Here is a 15998-nt window from a genome sequence, read left to right on the forward strand (position 1 = left end):
AGATGATGACCTGGAACATCAAGACCGGGGGAGTGGACCGCGGGCAGCGGATCCGGTTGCCGGCCATCGCCGAGGTGATCGCGGCCGAGGAGCCGGACGTGCTCACCCTGCAGGAGCTGCGCGACTTCCACCGCGACGACGAGCGGCGGATGACCGACCTGGCCGGCGCGCTCGGGATGACCGCGCACCTGGCCCGGTCGGGGTTCGGGATGCCGGTGGCGGTGCTGGTCCGGGAACCGCTGCGGATCACCCACACCGGCAGCGTGACGTGGCGGCTGCACCACGCCGCGGCGGTGGTCGTGGTCGAGACCGGCTCCGGGCCGCTCACCGTGGTCAGCACGCACCTGGACCCGTTCTGGCCGTACCGGCGGATGCGCGAGGCCCGGTGGCTGGCCGCGCGCTACGTCAGGAGCGAGCACGTGGTGCTGGCCGGCGACCTGAACGGGCTGGACCCGGTCGGCGACCACACCGAGGCGCTGGCCAGCCAGCACTCGATGTTCCGCAAACGGCACCTCTTCCCGGACGGGACGGTGGACAGCCGCGCCCTGGCCGCGTTCGGCGCGGCGGGCCTGGTCGACCTGTGGGGCACGGTGGGCAGCGGCGACCCGCGGACGGTGCCGACCACCCAGGGCGGCGGGCGCGAGTTCGGCGGGATGCGGCTCGACTACGTGCTGGCCACCCCGGCGGTGGCCGGGAAGGCCCACGACATGCGGGTGATCCGGGGCGGCGCCGCCGAGCACGCCTCCGACCACTACCCGGTCCGCGTCGACCTCGACCTCTGACCGCAGCCCGGTCCGGGTCCTCGGCTGGTGCTCAGGGGTGCCTCAAGGAACGCGAGGCACCCCTGAGCACCAGCCGGACAACCGCGAGCGTCAGGTGGCGCCGGCCAGGTCGTAGGCGGACTCGCCGTGCACCGCCAGGTCGAGGCCGTCGTGCTCGTGCTCGGGGGTGACCCGGAAGCCGACGGTCCGGTGCAGCACCGTGGCGATCACCCAGGTCGCCCCGAACGCGAAGAGCGCGACCGTGACCGCGGCCAGCGTCTGCCGCCCGACCAGCGAGAACCCGCCGCCGAAGAAGAGCCCGCGCGGCCCGCCGGTGGCCGTGGCGGTGGCCAGCAGACCGATCAGCACGGTGCCGAGGAAGCCGCCGACCCCGTGCACCCCGGCCACGTCGAGCGAGTCGTCCAGGCCGAGCCGGTGCTTGAGGCCCACCGCGTACCCGCAGAGCGCTCCGGCCGCCAGCCCGATCAGCAGCGCGCCGAGCGGGTTCACCGACCCGCACGCCGGGGTGATCGCGACAAGCCCGGCCACCGCCCCGGACGCGGCACCCAGCGTGGTGGCGTGCCCGTCACGACGGCGTTCGATCAGCAGCCAGCCGGCGATCCCGGCCGCGCCGGACACCTGGGTGTTGAAGAACGCCAAGGCGGCCGAGCCGTTCGCGGCGAGGGCCGAGCCGGCGTTGAACCCGAACCAGCCGAACCAGAGCAGGCCGGCGCCGAGCACCACCAGCGGCAGGCTGTGCGGGCGCATCGGCTCGGAGCGGAAGCCGAGCCGCGGTCCGAGCACGATCGCCAGGGCCAGCCCGGACGCCCCGGAGTTAATTTCCACGACGGTGCCGCCGGCCAGGTCGAGGATCCGCAGGTGGTGCGCGATCCAGCCGTCCGGGGTGAACACCCAGTGCGCGATCGGCGCGTAGACCAGCGTCACCCAGGCGGCCACGAAGATCACCCAGGTGCTGAATTTGGCCCGGTCCGCGATCGCGCCGCTGAGCAGGGCGGCCGTGATGATCGCGAACATCATCTGGAACGCCGCGAAGATCAGGGTGGGCGACGAGCCGGTGACCGAGTCCGGCCCGATCCCGGCCATCCCGGCCAGGCTCAGGTCGCCGATCAGGCCGTGCCCGGTGTCCGGGCCGAACGCCAGCGAGTAGCCGTAGAGCACCCAGACCACGCTGACCACGGCCAGCGCCGCGAACGTCATCATCAGCATGTTCAGCGTGCTCTTGATCCGGACCATGCCGCCGTAGAAGAGCGCCAGACCGGGGATCATCAGCAGCACCATCGCCGCGCTGACCAACAGCCAGGCGGTGTCCCCGGAATCCGGTTGAGCGGGCATGCGACCTCCTGGGCCGGGTGACGGATCTCCGATGGCCGCGCTGCCGGGGACCAGAGTCACCATGGTCGGTTTCGGTCTGTGGGCCTGATCGTTTCCGTCGTGTTACAGCCGTCATCACCGAGGCGGTTCCGGATCGGCGGCACGCGGCGGGTGAGCCGTCATGCCGGTCCGGCAGGCCGCATACTCATCGGAATGACGATCGAGTTCCCCTCGCCGACCCGTCCCGCCGCCGGCGCCGCCGACGTCTTCGCGGGCTACCTGGCGTACTTCCGCGAGACGCTGCTCGCCAAGGTCTCCGCGCTGCCCGAGTCCGAGCGCCGGACCAGCCGGCTCCCGTCCGGCTGGACGCCGGTCGAGCTGGTCAAACACCTTCGGTACGTGGAACTGCGCTGGATCGAGTGGGGCTTCGAGGGTGTCCCGATCGACGACCCGTGGGGCGACCGGAACGTCGACCGCTGGTACGTCGCGCCGGAGGAGACCTTCGCCGAGCTGGCCGAGGCGCTGCGGGCGCAGGGCGCGCACACCACCGAGCTGGTCGTCCGGACCGACCTGGCCACGGTCGGGCAGCCCGGCCCACGCTGGGACGGCGCCCAGCCACCCACGCTGGAGCGGATCCTGTTCCACCTGGTCCAGGAGTACGCCCGGCACGTCGGGCACCTGGACGTCGTCGTGGAGCTGGCGGTCGGCGCGGTCGGCGAATGACCGGCTAGCTAGGCGGCGATGTCGCCGACCACCCGGTCGCGGCCGGCCCGCTTGGCCGTGTAGAGGTTGCGGTCGGCCTGGGCGAGCAGGGACGACAGGGTGCCGTGCCCGTCCATCGAGGTGGTGATCCCGATGCTGGTGGTGACCGGCAGGGCGCCGGTGATCGGGCCCCAGGCGTGCGCGCGGATCCGCAGCCGCAGCCGCTCGCAGCGGACCGCCGCCTCCTCCGGGCCGATGCCGGGGTAGACCAGCATGAACTCCTCGCCGCCCATCCGGGCGGCGAGGGCCGGGCCGGGCACCGCGTCGGCGAGCATCTCGGCCACGTGCTGCAGCACGGTGTCGCCGGTGGCGTGCGACAGGGTGTCGTTGACCCGCTTGAAGTGGTCCAGGTCGACGATGGCGATCGAGATCGGCCGGTGCTCGGCGGCCGCCTCGAGCAGCAGGGCCGGCAGCCGCTCGTTGACGTACCGGCGGTTGTGCAGACCGGTCAGCGCGTCCCGGTGGGCCATCTCGCGGAAGTGTTCGCTGGCCCGGCGCGCCTCGTTGGCGTCGAACACCGCCTGCAGGGCCCGGGCGCGGGCGTCGCGCTGCACCGAGAGCAGGGCGGCGGAATCGGCGTGGAAGGCCCGGTGCTCCTCGTACGCCTCGGCGTACCGCCCGGTCGCGGCGTAGAGCGCGGCCTGCTCCTCGCGGATCCGGGCCCGGATCGCGGCCAGCCCGCGCTGCCCGCAGATCCGCAGGTTGGCGTCGAGCGCGGCCTGCGCCGCCGGGTACCGCCCGGCCAGCCGGCGCGCCAGGGCCAGGGTGAGCAGGCACTCGGCGACCGCGTCACCCTCGTTCGCCACGACCAGGTCGGCCATCACCGGGGTGAGCAGGTCCTCGACCGCGTCGTAGTGGGCGCCCATCAGCTCGACCCGGGCCATCGTGTCCAGCTCGTTGGCGCCGAACCGGTGGCCGGTCCGGGCCTGGATCTCGTGCATCTCGGCGACCATCGCCCGGGCGGCCGGCTCGTCGTTGTTCTCGTACGCGCTGTAGACCATGTTGTTCAGCGCGAGCAGGGTGGTCTCGTGGTCACCGGCGGCCATCGCCAGCGCCAGCGCCTCCCGGGCCCGGCGTTCGCCGTCGACCGGTGAGCCGGTCTCCTCCAGCGCCACCGACAGCGCCATCAGCTGCTGGGCCCGGATGCTGACCGGCCAGTCGTCGGTGAGCAGCGCGACACCCTGCACGGCGTGCTTCAGCCCGTCGGCGGCGTCACCCACGTACCGATAGAAGACCGACAGCTGGCGGTGCGCGCGGGCCAGGAGGTACGACGAGTCGTGGCGTTCCGCCCAGGCCTGCACCCGGTGCGCGGACTGCCCGCCCTCACCGACCCGGCCCTCGCGCAGGTCGACCGAGGCGATCAGCAATTCGGCGCGCTGGTAGAGCTCCTCGGCGCCGAGTTCCTCGGCCTCCCGCCGTATCCGGGTGGCCGGCTCGCGCACCGTCCGGAACTGAGAATTCGCCCGGCACTCGAGCTCCGCGACGGCGGCCTCAAGTGCTCCGAGTCGATCGAACTCGGTGGGGACACAGTTCGCCGTCTCGGTCGTCACTGTCCCTACTTCCTGTAGTCGCCGTGACGACCAACAATCTGTCGTGACGGTGGCAGCGTGGTTCCCGGACGGGTGCAAAGCGGTTGCATGCTTACTGAATCCGGCTCATCGGGCGGTGCAGACCGGCGCAGAGGCGGCGAGGCGCCCGCCGGACGACGCGACGGCGACCGTGAAGCAGTAGTCCAGCCGGTCGTTGAGGCTGTAGACCTGGAAGTCGACGGCGCCGGCCGGCAGCCGCTGGAACTCCGCCGGGGTCTGCCCGGCGCGCCCACCGGCGATCACCACAGGCCCCCGCGCCGCTGCGGGGTACGCCCAGGTCAGGCTCACGCTCGCGCCGTTGTCCCGGAGCGTCACCCCGGACGGAGAGCCCGGCGTGCCGGGCCCCGCGGTGGCGACCGTCGGTGTGACCGGCGCGGTGGCGGCCGGTGACCCGGCCTGCGGCGTGGTGGCACCGTCCGCGTCGGGCAGGGTCAGGATCACCACGGCGGCGGCCGTCGCGACCCCCGCGGCCAGCGCCAGGGCCAGCCACACCGGGTGCCCGGAGCGCTCGCCGAACGCGGCGACCGGCACCACCTCCGGACTGTTCGGCGGCGTGGTGACGGTGGACGCGGGCGCGGTGCCGACCGGCTCGGCCCGGCCGTCCGGCCCGTAGTCGGGCGCGCGGCTCCCGCGCCGGGGCGGCGGGGTGTCGGCCCGGGCGTGCCGGCCGGTCAGGTCACCCGGCAGGCTCAGGTCGCTCAGGTAGAACGGCTGCTGATAGACGGTGCCGTTCGGGTCGGTGGTCAGGTTGTCCGGTGGCGGCTGGGTGGAGTCGTCGAACGTGTCGTCCGGCGCCGGCGGGAACCGGCGGGCCGGCTTCGCCCCGGGGTCGGGGACGGTGGGCCGGCGCGGGAACGGCCGGAACCCGCCCGGGCGCAGCTCGGTGTCGTCGTTGCGCCCCGGCCGGGTCATCCGGCCACAGGTGTGCCGGCCGGAGCGCTCACCGGCGACCAGGGCGGCGGCCTGCCGGGCGAGCGGGTGGTCGGCGGGCAGGTGCCGCTCGCTGAGGCGCTGGGCGGCCGCCAGGTGCTCGCGGGCCGCCGCGTCCCGGCCGCACTCGCGTTCCATCGCGCCCAGCCGGGCCAGCATCTTGATCCCGGCCGGTGAGGACTCGCCGTACTTCTGCTGGTGGCGTCGCCACGCGCCGGTCAGCCGGGCGCGGGCCGCGGCGCAGTGGCCGGCCGCGTGCTCCGCGGTGGCCAGGTCGGCCTCGGCGGCCAGCACCCGCGGCGCGTCCTGCTCGTCGATCCGGGACAGCTCGCCGACCAGGTCGTGATAGACCAGGGCGGCCCGGCCGTACTGACCGACGCGGTGCAGGACGGCGGCGTGGGTGGCGGCCGCGGCGATGGTGCGCTCGTCGCGGGGGCCGTGCAGCTGCTCCTCGGCGGCGTGCGCGAACGCGGCCCAGAGCCGGGCCGACGGCGGGTCGCCGAGGGCGATCAGGACCCGGGCGAACAGGGCCGCGGCCACGGCGAGCTCGGCGGTGGCGCGGCGGGGGTCGGCATCCGCGGTGCGCAGGACCTCGGACAACACGGCTCGGGCGCCGCTGAGATCCCCGGACGACGTCAAGGTCTGTGCCTGTGCGGTGAGTACGGCGAGCGGAGGGGCCACGTACCTCATAGTGCTCGGGTGACTACCTTAGGTACAAGTCTTGGGGTGTCACGACCGGTGCGAAGGGGACCGGGTAGAACAACCGCATGTCTGTCACGACGGTCAAACACGAACTGCTGATCCGCCACCTGGAAGCGTGGGCCGCGGGAGCGGTGCATCGCGGCCGCCGGGCCATCTATCTGCACGGATACGCCGACACCGATGACGGTGCGGCCGCCGCCGCGGCCATCCGGGCGCTCGCCGACCTGCCCGATCTGGCCCGGGGCCGGGAGCTGTCCATGGTGGCGGTCGGTGACGACATGACGACAATCACTGATCGACTCGGCGCGGTCCAGCGGGAGGCGGGCGCCGGAGCCGGGCTCTCGGTGCTCGGGATCGGCGGCGGCACCGACGTCCGTGTCGAGGTGGCGCTCAAGGCGGCCGGCGCCACCGGCGTACCCCTGCTGGGTTTTCTGGATGCCGGGACCGCGAGTGAACCGCCTGCCGTGCGCACCGTGGCGGCCCTGGCCGTCGGCCGTCCGGCCGAAGTGCTGCTGGTGCTGGCGCCGGGTACGTCGGTCGAGCCCTATCGGGCGGCCGGATTCCCGCTGTTCACCGCGGCCGAGCTGGCCACCGGGGAGGAGCCGGGGCAGGTGGTGGTCTTCGCCACCGGCTCGGGCAAGAGCCTCGAGGGTTTCAAGGAGGCACTGTGGGCGGTCGACGAATTCGCCGGGGTGCGTCTGCGCGACCTCGGCGATCCGGAACGGAGCCTGATCGACATCTCGTTGCAGCCGCACCCCGGCCCGTTGCGCCGGGAACTTCTGGCGCGCCTGGCCGAGGTGGGTGCGGCAACGGTGAGCGACCTGCGGACCTTCACGCTGACCGAGACGGTCTACCGGGCCGCGGACGCGACCCGGGTGTTACGGCTGATGCTCGAAGCCGGGGTGGTGACCCGCAGCCCCGAGACCGGCCGGCTCGGTGGTGACGTCCAGATCACCGCGTCCTAGCGGGACTTGGACTTGTCCTGCTTCCAGGAGAGCGGGCCGGGCAGGTCGACGCGGTGGGCACGGGCCTTGGAGTTCCAGGACCAGCGACCGATCTTGATGCTCCAGGACGAGAAACCGTTCTCGGTGAAGTTCAGGATCAGCGGGCCGAACTTTTTGCGGCTGCGGAACATGAGGCCCATCGGAACGTCTCCTTCGAGGGGGAACAGTTGTGCGATCGCACCCTGAATTCCCTATCGGACGTTTCGACAAACGTGGTTTTACCGAGGTTGCCAGGCGTCCGGCCGCGTGGTCAGTTTGCGGACGTGCGCCGGCATCCGGCCACTGATCAATTCGGCCAGGCTGACCTCGTCGACCACCTCGCGGACCGCGGCTCGCACCGCGACCCAGAGGTTGGGCAGATTCTCGGCGGCCCCCGCGTACTGGGTCTCCTCCGGGCGGAGGCCGCGCACACCGGCCAGCGGGCCGTCGACGGCCCGCAGGATCTGGCCGATCGTCACGTCCCGCGGTGGGTGGGACAACGTGTACCCACCCTCGGCGCCGCGCTGCGCCCGCACCACCCCGGCGCGGCGCAGATCGGCGAGCACTGCCTCGAGGAACTTGCGAGGCATTTCCTGGTCTTGGGCGATGGCTTGGGCGGACATCAATGACGGGTAGGCCTGCGCCAAGCTGAGCGCTGCCCGGACCGCGTAGTCGCCGCGCGCGGAGATCTGCACTCGGCTATTCTGCCTCGCCCACGCATCCCCGGTGCACATACCCCAGGGCGATATGGGAATTAACTTTCAGTCAGCGGGCAGTCTCTGTCCGGGAATGCCACCCGGACGGTCGGCGAATCGGGCCCGGAACTGGCCCGGGCTCAATGCGGTCTCCCGATGGAAGAACCGGCCGAAGTTCGTCGGTTCCCCGAACCCCAGGATCCGGCCCACCTCGGCCACCGACAGATCGGTGGCGGCCAGCAGCCGGCGGGCCTGCAGGGCCACCCGGTCGTCGACCACCTGTTTGGCGGTCCGGCCGGTCACCGACAGGCTGGCCCGGGTCAGGGTGCGCACCGAGCAGTTCAGCTCGGCCGCGTAGTCCTCGACCCGGCGGCTGGACGGATAACCGTCCTCCAGCCGGCGGCGGAACCGCTCGAACGTGCGGCTCTCCACGTTGCCGGGGTCGTCCCCGCCACTGTCCAGCAGACGGACCCGCAACAGCAGGGCCGCGAGCTGATGGTGCAGCAGGGCGGTGGCTATCCGGCCCGGTGGGCCGGCCGCGTCGGCGGCGAGGTGGTCCATCGCCGCGCGGAAGACCTCCGGGTCCGGGAGGACCAGAGGGGTACGGGCCGGACCGTCCGGATCATCCGGTGTCAGGCCCGGGAGTTCCTCGGATGCGAACAGGCCGGCCCGGAAGACGATCGTCACGGCGTCGTCGCGCCGCTTGTCGTCCCCCGCGGGGCGTTCGCCCGGGATGTCGAAGTGGATGGCCTGGCCCGGGCGTACCCAGAGGAGGGTGCCCGGTCCGGCCAGATGGGAGGTGAAATCGACGTCGACCAGCAACGGCCCCGTGGTCGTCAGCACGAGTGCATGGCACTCGAGCAACCCGGTGGCGGCTCCCGCCGCCACCGGCAGGGCGCAGCCACCGACCCCCGCCCAGGTGGGCGGTTCACAGTCAGGTGCACGCTCGGCGCGGTGAGTGAGTACAGGCATCGTGCCTGACGGTAACCGTCGATGGACGTCGACGCATCCCTTACTGCACCGACCGGGTTATATGTCCGTTTAGTGCCTCGGTATTCGCTATACGTCCGATTCCGATCTCTTTTCGGAGATCCGGACCTTTCCCGGATAAAGGGCGACCCGCACGGACCGGCAGAGGCCGTGCGGGTCGCCCTGTTCACATGCGATCGGTACTTCTAGGTGACGCTGCCCCTCACCGTCCGGCGAGCAGGCGATTGACCGCCGCGTCCACATCCAGGTGGTCTGATTCCCGTCCGCGCGGCACCACCACGTAGGTGCGCCGCAGGAATCGGACGAGGACGCTGCGCGGCACTTCGAACAGCGCGTTGCCGTCGGGTGACGACAGCGCCAGTGCGACGAAATCCCCTCGCGGTGTGGCCCACGGCCACACCCGGACATCGCCGATACCCGCCGGCTCATCGAGCCCGGTAACCAGCAGTTCCCGCGCAAAGGACCAGCTCACGGCTTCCCCACCGGCTGATTCTGCGTGGAACAACACATGTACCGCATACGGGTCCGCCGGGTCGTAGCGCAGACTGGCGCGAACGGGCAGTGCCGTCGCGTCTGGTGCTACGAGCCGCAGCGAGGTTTCGACCTCGACGGTCGTTGGACGAATGGTACTCATGGACGAACTCCCCCCGGCACCGCTGCGAGGCTGGTGAACCCCGCGTTTCCCATACTCAGGTGATCCCTGTCGTTACGCTCCGCCATACGCTGATCTCACCCAGTAGTGGGAAGACGGTTCCGAAAAGCCCGCCGTCCAGGACGCAATTAGATATCTTGTCCTGTTATGCCCATGTACTCGGTTCCGCCCGGCGTCGGGTGGTCCAGCAGTTGACTTACTCCGGTAACGTCCATTCCTCCCGGGTAGTGACGGGGCTCCGGAACACTGGGGGATGAAATGGGTGTAAAACCGGACGACGAGGCTACGGGCGTGCGTCTGCTCGACCGTATCCGTTCGAACCCGAGTGGGCGGCTGGCTCTCAAGATCGGCATCGGGGTGCTGGGCACCCTCGTGGTGGCCGTCGGCATCGTCCTGATCCCGTTCCCCGGGCCGGGCTGGGCCATCGTGATCCTCGGTCTGGCGATCCTGGCGCTCGAGTTCGCCTGGGCGAAGAGTCTGCTCGAGTTCACCAAGCGGCACGTGCTGAGTTGGACCCACTGGATCGGGCGGCAGAGCTGGCCGATGCGTGGCCTGATCGGCGTCCTCGGGATGATCTTCGTGACCGCGGTGGTGTGGGGTGCCCTCCGGCTCAGCCTGGGCATCGACCTGATCCAGGTCGCGCAGGACTGGCTGGCGCAGCGATGACACATGGTGGGAACCCCGATTCGCGCGGCGGGAAAGCCGTCCGGTAGAGTTCTATCTCGTTGAGGGCGATTAGCTCAGCGGGAGAGCGCTCCGTTCACACCGGAGAGGTCACTGGTTCGATCCCAGTATCGCCCACCAGCAGGTTGAGCTGCGAAAAGGTCCACCGCGATGATCCAATGCGGTGGACCTTTTGTCATGGTTATGGGATCAGAATTGTTCTGCTCCCCACCTGACCGCTCCCGGGTGGGGACCCTTCAGCAGGTGCAGCCGTCACGAGGCGAGCGCCTCGGTGGGCGTCAGCCGGGCGGCGTGGACGGACGGGTAGACGCCGGCCACGCCACCGACCACGATCGAGCCGGCCAAGCCGGCGAGCAACGCCGGTAATGGCATGACCAGCGGCCAACCCTGGTGGATGGCATAGGCTGCCGTGAGTAGTAGTCCCAGCGCAACGCCCGCCGCGCCGCCGAGGGTGGACAGGACGACCGCCTCGGTGAGGAACTGGGCCCGTATCTGTCCTCGGCTGCTGCCCAGGGCTCTTCGCAGTCCGATCTCGGAGCGGCGTTCGAGCACGGAGATGACCATGGTGTTGGCTACACCGACCCCGCCGACCAGCAAGGCCACCGCCGCGAGGGCGAGCATGAGCACGGAGAAGGTCGACTCGGCGGCGCGTTTCGCGGCCAGGGCGTCGGAGGGCCGCGTGACGGTGACCGTGTCCGGACGTTCCGGATGCACGGTTTCCGGCAGCACCGCCCGGACCGCCTCCACCGCATCCTCCCTGACCCGTACGAAGATCATGGTGGGCCCGCCCCGGTAGCCGAGCGTCGTTCGCGCGGTCTCCCAGCCGACGAGCACGGATCGGTCGATCTCGGGGGAGAGGGCGATCGTGTCCAGGATTCCGGTCACCGTGAACGGGTGGTTGCCGATGACGACCTGCTGGCCGGGGGTGTCGAAGCCGAGCCGAACGGCCGCCACCGAGCCGAGGACCACGGTGGGATAACGCTGCTCAGCCGCGGTGAACCAGTGCCCGGATCGGACCCGTGCGCGCAGCACGTCGAGCAGGTCGGACCGGGTGGCGCGGACGATCAGGCCCGAGCCGTCGGCCGGGTCGAGGCGGTCCGAGCGGCGCACCAGCGCCGAGGTGCCGGCGACGGCACTAACCGCGGTCACCGGGCCGATCCGCTGCACCATCGCCACCGACTCGGCGGGCAGCGGGATCGGCCGATCCTGCTGGGCGGGAACGATCTGCAGCATGTCGGCGCCCAGCGCGGCCAGTTTGCGCTGCAGGGCGGCGCCGCTCGACGCGGGGATGCCGGTCACCACGACCATGGTGGCGATGCCGATGGCGATGCCCAGCGCGGACAGAGCGGCCCGCGCACGCCGTGTACGGACGCCGAGCAACCCGAGTTCGAGCAGGTCAAGCGGTTTGAGCCTCATCGGTCGGACACCAGACGTCCGTCCCGGATCTCGACACGACGCGGTAGTGCGGCGGCGATGTCGCGGTCGTGGGTGATGACGGCGATGGAGGCCCCCTCGGCGTTCAACCGGCGCAGCAGTTCGAGCACGGCCTGCCCGTTGCGGGTGTCGAGGGCTCCCGTGGGTTCGTCGGCCAGCACCAGGTCGGGGTTGTTGACCACGGCGCGGGCGATGGCCACCCGTTGCCGCTCGCCCCCCGAGAGTTGATGGGGACGGTGGTCGGCACGGTGGGCCAGTCCGACACGGGCGAGTGCCTCCCGCGCCATCGGGCGTCGCTGTCGTCGCGGCACGCCGGCGTAGAGCAGGCCGGTGGCGACATTCTCCGTCGCGGTCAGCCCACTGCTCAGATGGAACTGCTGGAACACGAAGCCCAGCCGCCGGCTGCGCAGCTCCGACAGCTGCCGGTCGGATAGGCCGGCGACGTCGTCCTCGCCGACCAGCACGGTGCCGGCCGTCGGGCGGTCCAGGGTGCCCATGACGTTGAGCAGGGTCGACTTTCCTGACCCGGACGGGCCGACGATGGCCAGCAGGTCGCCTTTCCGGATCGTCAGGGAGACGTCGTCGAGAGCGGTCACGCCGCCGGGATAGACCATGCTGACGTCCCGTACGCCCAGTACCGGCGTCGCCGCGGCGTGGGTGCCGTAGATGGTCATGAGGTGGTCACCACGCGGGTACCCTCGCTCACCCCGGCGCCACTGACCTCGACCAGCCCGCCGGCGAAGATCCCGGTCTGCACCTCGACCAGTCCCCCGCCGGACACCTGTACGGCGTAGCCGCCCTCGGCCAGGGCGACCAGCGCGCCGACGGGCGCGGCCAGGACGTCACGGTGGGTCTCCCCGGGAAAGGTCACCTCGACCGGGGCGGCGTCCAGGTTCGTGACCGCCGACGGGGCGTCCAGCGAGATGGTCAGGGTGAGTTTCGGGGCACCGTCGGGGTCGTCGGTCACCGCGGTCGCGACGGTGTCCACCTCTCCGGGCAGCGTCTTGTCGTCCGGCAGCCGGACCTCGACCTTGTCGCCCTGTCGCATGCTCGCGGCCGCGGTGGGCTCGAGGTCGACGGTGACGACCTTGCTCGTGGAGGTGACGGTCAGGATCGCCGTCTCGGCGCTGTCGCCCACCTGTGCGATGGTGCTCTCCACGCGTACCGCCCGGGGCAGCACCGCGACGTCACCGATCCCCAGGGAGCCCGAGGGGAGGAGTCCGGCATCGTCGCGCCACTTCTTGATCGCCCGGAGCAACGTCGGCGTGAGCACGTCCTCGCCCTTGCGTACCGTGATCCAGGTCGTGACCGAGGCGGGCGGCGTGGCCGGCTGTCCGGTGCCGGGCCCGGCAGAGCCCGCCACGGCGGGGGCGCTCTGCTCCTCCGCGGTCACGGTGGTCGTCTGCCGTACGCGGTCACCGGGCTGGTGACGCCGCCCCACCGCATAGCCGAGGGCTTTGAGGTTCTCGGCCACCACGCGCACGTCACGGCCCACGGTGTTGACCCTGTCCAGCGTACGGAAGAGCGGGGTGTTGCCGTAGAAGAGCGGAACCGGGTCGTCGTCGATCCGGTAGAGCGTCCCGCCGCGTTTCAGTGTCCTGCCCGGCGGCGGTAACCAGGTGAGGATGCCGGGACGGCCGCCCTTCACCTGGCGGGCGGTCCCGTGCCCCAGCCGGCCGGCCAGGGAGATGCTCGTTGACATGTCCTGCCGGACGAGCTCCGCAGTGGCCAGGGCCGACGGCGGTGTCACCGGTTCACCCGTGTCGTCACGGTGGCGTGCCCACCAGTCCGCGACGAACGTCGCACCCACGATCAGAACCACCGCCAGAACGATCGGTGGTCTTCGGCTCCTACTCATGGCCGAGATCATGAGACCTCGACATCAGGATCCTGTTTGGCCTCGGTGAGCCGCCGAGCACCATCGGATCCGCGCGAGAGGTTCCGCGGTGTGCCTGGCCTCAGGTCACGGGGGAAGGCTGTTCGGTCACGACGGCGGTGAACGTCGTACCGGCGCCGAGCGTGCTCGCCACGGTGATGTTCCCGCCGTGCGCCTCGGCGATCTTACGGGCGATCGACAGGCCCAGGCCGCTGCCGCCGGTGGAGCGGGCGCGCGATCTGTCGGCCCGCCAGAAACGGTCGAAAACCTTCGGCAGGTCCGGCTCGGCGATCCCGTCGCCGGTATCGGCCACCGCGATCGTCAACCGGCCCGCGTCGGCGGATGCCCGAACGGTGACGGTACCGCCCCGGCTGCTGTGCCGGATGGCGTTCGACAGCAGGTTGCCGACGAGCTGACGCAGCCGCACCGGGTCGGCGACCACCAGAGGTTCGCCGTCGAAGGACAGGGCCAGCGACACGCCGGCGGTCGCGGCGCTCGGGTGGTGCACCTCGAGTACCTGCTCGATCGCGTCGTCGAGGTGCATCGGTTCGGGATGCATCCGCAGGCTGCCGGCGTCGGCGGCGGCCAGGTCCCGCAGATCGTCGACGATGTGTTGCAGGTGCACGGTCTCGTCGTACAGCAACGTCAGGGTCGGGCCGTCGATCGTGGCCAGGCCGTCCTGAGCCGCCTCCAGCCAGCTACGGATGTTGGCCAGCGGGTTGCGCAGTTCGTGGGCGACATCGTTGACCATGGCCTTGCGCTGATTCTCGGAGTGCTCCCGGTGCTCGGCCATCTCATTGAGCGCGGCCGCCAGCAGGCCGATCTCGTCCTTGCCGGTCACCGGCGCACGCCGATACCCGCCGGGTCGCCGGGCCGCCTCGGTCAGGGTCCGCAACGGCCGGACCATCCGGCCGCCGACCACGACGGTGAGCAGCACGGCGAGGATCAGCACCACGGTGGTGGTGGTGCCGAGACGTACCAGGTTGCGCCGGGAGAACGGGGACACCGGCGGGGCGGCCGGGTCCCCCGGGCCGGTCACGAAGAGTAGTGCGGGCGGCGCGACGTACGACTGGAGCTGGGTGTGCCGAGCGTTGTTGAGGCACTGAGCGGCCCGATCGGTCCGGTCCGGGATCGGCACCCCCTTGGCCGGGTCGAGGACGGTGACGACGAGGTCCGGGGTGATCGTCACTGCCGTGTCGTCCGCGCATGCGGCGACGAGCTTCCGCAGCGCCTCCAGCGGGCCGCGTTCGCTTCTGGTCACGCCGGGAATGAGGGAGCACAGGTACGGTTGCTTGACCACCCGGGTGAGCGACAGCCTCGGACGCCCGTGCGGCCCCGGCGTGATGATCGCCTCGCTGCCGAAACTGCGCACGCACTCCAGTGCCTCATCGAGTTGCCGGTGGATCCGCTTCTGATCCGCGGGTGTCAGCCGATACGGGCCGACAATCCGAGGATCGATGCGTTCGGTACCCCCGGTGAGTGACAGATCCACCGACAGCGGATCAACCAGCGCGGAGGGCCGGGCGAGTTCCAGCGACGGGCCGGCCGCCGAATCGAGGATCACCTCCCGGTTCTCGGTCATCAGGGTGATCCGGCGACCCAGGGCGCGGGCCCGGTCGGCGACCAGCGGCTGGACGCCCGACCAGTCGTGGTGGGTCGCGCCGTAGGTGAGCAGTTCGTCGTAGACGCTCTTGTCGTCGCTCAACGACTGGCCGATCTCCTGCCGGATCGTCTGCGACGTGGACCGGGCGGACAGCCAGGACGTCGCCAGGACGGCGGCGATCGCGATCGCCGCCGAGGTGACCAGCAGGCGAAGGACCAGACTGCGATGCGGGGGTACGCGGGTCACGCCGGACCCGCGGTCAGCTTGTAGCCGATCCCGTACACCGTCACCAGACGGACCGGCCGTTTCGGGTTCGGCTCGATCTTGCGCCGCAGGTTGAGGACATGAACGTCGATGGTCCGTTCCACCGAGTCCCGCTCCACACCGTTGGTGTACTCCAGCAGCTGCGCTCGCGTGAACACCCGCTCCGGCTGTTCGGCCAGCGCTGCCAGGATCGCGAATTCCCCCGGCGTGCACTGCACCGGTTCGCCGTCGGCATGCACCTGATGTCGCCCGATGTCGACGACGAGCTTTCCGACCGTCAACACCGTCTCGTCCGCACGGGCACGGGCGTTGCTGCGCCGTAGCAACGCCCGTGCCCGTGCGGTCAGCTCGCGCGGACTGTAGGGCTTCGTCAGGTAGTCGTCCGCGCCGCCGTCCAGTCCGGCGAGCAGATCGTCCTCGCCGGCCCGGGCCGTCAGCATCAGGATCGGGACCGCCGACTCGGCCCTCAGGATGCGGGCTACGGTCAGGCCGTCCAGCCCGGGCATCATCACGTCCAGGACGAGAAGATCCGGGCTGCGTCGCCGTACGTGATCAAGCGCGGCCAGTCCGTCGTGCACCACGACCGTGTCGTAGCCCTCGGCGGTCAGATAGCGCCGGAGCACCTCCGCCTGACCCTTGTCGTCCTCCGCCACCAGCAGATATCCGCCCACGGCGAGGACCATAACCGGACGCCGGGCGGCCACCCGCAAAGCTAATCGGTTCCTGACATCACCTCTGTCG

The 15998-nt window shown here is 71.0% G+C and carries 16 protein-coding genes and 1 tRNA gene; 5 read left to right on the forward strand and 12 right to left on the reverse strand.

Features of this window, described 5'->3' with window-relative positions:
* The first annotated feature begins 2 nt into the window (after positions 1-2).
* Positions 3-782: an endonuclease/exonuclease/phosphatase family protein gene (locus tag ADL15_RS18885; protein WP_067693037.1), complete on the forward strand. Its 780-nt coding sequence runs from the start codon at positions 3-5 to the stop codon at positions 780-782.
* A 90-nt stretch (positions 783-872) separates the two neighbouring features.
* On the opposite strand, the gene ADL15_RS18890 is transcribed toward ADL15_RS18885, so the two are convergent.
* The gene (locus ADL15_RS18890; RefSeq protein ID WP_067692516.1) at positions 873-2114 is read right to left on the reverse strand and encodes an ammonium transporter; all 1242 of its coding nucleotides are present in this window, start codon (positions 2112-2114) and stop codon (positions 873-875) included.
* Positions 2115-2306: 192 nt separating this feature from the next.
* Here ADL15_RS18890 and ADL15_RS18895 point away from each other — a divergent pair, with 192 nt between their 5' ends.
* Entirely contained in the window at positions 2307-2816 is a 510-nt protein-coding gene (locus ADL15_RS18895) for a mycothiol transferase (protein ID WP_067692519.1), read from the forward strand.
* A gap of 8 nt (positions 2817-2824) precedes the next feature.
* On the opposite strand, the gene ADL15_RS18900 is transcribed toward ADL15_RS18895, so the two are convergent.
* Together ADL15_RS18900 and ADL15_RS18905 are read right to left on the reverse strand one after the other, a co-directional pair.
* Complete coding sequence (locus ADL15_RS18900; RefSeq protein ID WP_067692523.1) at positions 2825-4405, reverse strand: GGDEF domain-containing protein; 1581 nt, start codon at positions 4403-4405, stop codon at positions 2825-2827.
* Positions 4406-4510: 105 nt separating this feature from the next.
* Positions 4511-6064: an Ephrin type-A receptor 10 gene (locus ADL15_RS18905; protein WP_067692526.1), complete on the reverse strand. Its 1554-nt coding sequence runs from the start codon at positions 6062-6064 to the stop codon at positions 4511-4513.
* Positions 6065-6141: 77 nt separating this feature from the next.
* Between ADL15_RS18905 and ADL15_RS18910 the strand changes: the two genes are divergently transcribed.
* Positions 6142-7041, forward strand: a complete 900-nt coding sequence (locus tag ADL15_RS18910) for a hypothetical protein (RefSeq protein ID WP_067692529.1) — start codon at positions 6142-6144, stop codon at positions 7039-7041.
* Here ADL15_RS18910 and ADL15_RS18915 read toward each other — a convergent pair.
* From ADL15_RS18915 to ADL15_RS18930, 4 genes are all read right to left on the reverse strand, one after another.
* Positions 7038-7220, reverse strand: a complete 183-nt coding sequence (locus tag ADL15_RS18915; protein ID WP_067692532.1) for a DUF4236 domain-containing protein — start codon at positions 7218-7220, stop codon at positions 7038-7040. The genes ADL15_RS18910 and ADL15_RS18915 overlap by 4 nt on opposite strands.
* Before the next feature lie 78 nt (positions 7221-7298).
* Positions 7299-7754 carry an RrF2 family transcriptional regulator gene (locus tag ADL15_RS18920; protein WP_067692535.1) on the reverse strand — a complete coding sequence of 152 codons (456 nt, stop codon included), beginning with the start codon at positions 7752-7754 and terminating at the stop codon, positions 7299-7301.
* Positions 7755-7820: 66 nt separating this feature from the next.
* Complete coding sequence (locus tag ADL15_RS18925) at positions 7821-8597, reverse strand: AraC family transcriptional regulator (RefSeq protein WP_394326940.1); 777 nt, start codon at positions 8595-8597, stop codon at positions 7821-7823.
* A 349-nt stretch (positions 8598-8946) separates the two neighbouring features.
* Entirely contained in the window at positions 8947-9378 is a 432-nt protein-coding gene (locus tag ADL15_RS18930; protein ID WP_014446635.1) for an SsgA family sporulation/cell division regulator, read from the reverse strand.
* A gap of 276 nt (positions 9379-9654) precedes the next feature.
* On the opposite strand from ADL15_RS18930, the gene ADL15_RS18935 reads away from it, so the two are divergent.
* On the forward strand, positions 9655-10062 hold the full coding sequence (locus tag ADL15_RS18935) for a TIGR02611 family protein (protein WP_067692541.1): 408 nt from the start codon (positions 9655-9657) through the stop codon (positions 10060-10062).
* A 63-nt stretch (positions 10063-10125) separates the two neighbouring features.
* Positions 10126-10200: transfer RNA gene (locus tag ADL15_RS18940), tRNA-Val, on the forward strand.
* Positions 10201-10332: 132 nt separating this feature from the next.
* Here the strand turns inward: ADL15_RS18940 and ADL15_RS18945 are convergent.
* The 5 genes from ADL15_RS18945 to ADL15_RS18965 form a co-directional block, all read right to left on the reverse strand.
* Positions 10333-11496 carry an ABC transporter permease gene (locus ADL15_RS18945; protein WP_067692544.1) on the reverse strand — a complete coding sequence of 388 codons (1164 nt, stop codon included), beginning with the start codon at positions 11494-11496 and terminating at the stop codon, positions 10333-10335.
* Positions 11493-12188: an ABC transporter ATP-binding protein gene (locus ADL15_RS18950; RefSeq protein WP_067692547.1), complete on the reverse strand. Its 696-nt coding sequence runs from the start codon at positions 12186-12188 to the stop codon at positions 11493-11495. The genes ADL15_RS18945 and ADL15_RS18950 overlap by 4 nt, the downstream gene beginning before the upstream one ends.
* The gene (locus ADL15_RS18955; RefSeq protein ID WP_198170886.1) at positions 12185-13336 is read right to left on the reverse strand and encodes an HlyD family efflux transporter periplasmic adaptor subunit; all 1152 of its coding nucleotides are present in this window, start codon (positions 13334-13336) and stop codon (positions 12185-12187) included. Before ADL15_RS18955 ends, ADL15_RS18950 begins: the two co-directional genes overlap by 4 nt.
* Positions 13337-13472: 136 nt before the next feature.
* The gene (locus ADL15_RS18960; protein ID WP_067692550.1) at positions 13473-15239 is read right to left on the reverse strand and encodes a sensor histidine kinase; all 1767 of its coding nucleotides are present in this window, start codon (positions 15237-15239) and stop codon (positions 13473-13475) included.
* Positions 15236-15928 carry a response regulator transcription factor gene (locus ADL15_RS18965; RefSeq protein WP_083971466.1) on the reverse strand — a complete coding sequence of 231 codons (693 nt, stop codon included), beginning with the start codon at positions 15926-15928 and terminating at the stop codon, positions 15236-15238. Before ADL15_RS18965 ends, ADL15_RS18960 begins: the two co-directional genes overlap by 4 nt.
* Between the last annotated feature and the right edge of the window lie 70 nt (positions 15929-15998).

The organism is Actinoplanes awajinensis subsp. mycoplanecinus (assembly GCF_001509495.1).
GTDB lineage: Bacteria > Actinomycetota > Actinomycetes > Mycobacteriales > Micromonosporaceae > Actinoplanes > Actinoplanes palleronii.

What these genes read in the sequence shown, in the direction of transcription:
- ADL15_RS18885 (WP_067693037.1), top strand. Translation starts at nt 3, where the DNA reads ATGATGACCTGGAACATCAAGACCGGGGGAGTGGACCGCGGGCAGCGG.
- ADL15_RS18945 (WP_067692544.1), bottom strand. Translation starts at nt 11,496, where the DNA reads ATGAGGCTCAAACCGCTTGACCTGCTCGAACTCGGGTTGCTCGGCGTC.
- ADL15_RS18915 (WP_067692532.1), bottom strand. Translation starts at nt 7,220, where the DNA reads ATGGGCCTCATGTTCCGCAGCCGCAAAAAGTTCGGCCCGCTGATCCTG.
- ADL15_RS18910 (WP_067692529.1), top strand. Translation starts at nt 6,142, where the DNA reads ATGTCTGTCACGACGGTCAAACACGAACTGCTGATCCGCCACCTGGAA.
- ADL15_RS18950 (WP_067692547.1), bottom strand. Translation starts at nt 12,188, where the DNA reads ATGACCATCTACGGCACCCACGCCGCGGCGACGCCGGTACTGGGCGTA.
- ADL15_RS18890 (WP_067692516.1), bottom strand. Translation starts at nt 2,114, where the DNA reads ATGCCCGCTCAACCGGATTCCGGGGACACCGCCTGGCTGTTGGTCAGC.
- ADL15_RS18905 (WP_067692526.1), bottom strand. Translation starts at nt 6,064, where the DNA reads ATGAGGTACGTGGCCCCTCCGCTCGCCGTACTCACCGCACAGGCACAG.
- ADL15_RS18930 (WP_014446635.1), bottom strand. Translation starts at nt 9,378, where the DNA reads ATGAGTACCATTCGTCCAACGACCGTCGAGGTCGAAACCTCGCTGCGG.
- ADL15_RS18895 (WP_067692519.1), top strand. Translation starts at nt 2,307, where the DNA reads ATGACGATCGAGTTCCCCTCGCCGACCCGTCCCGCCGCCGGCGCCGCC.
- ADL15_RS18935 (WP_067692541.1), top strand. Translation starts at nt 9,655, where the DNA reads ATGGGTGTAAAACCGGACGACGAGGCTACGGGCGTGCGTCTGCTCGAC.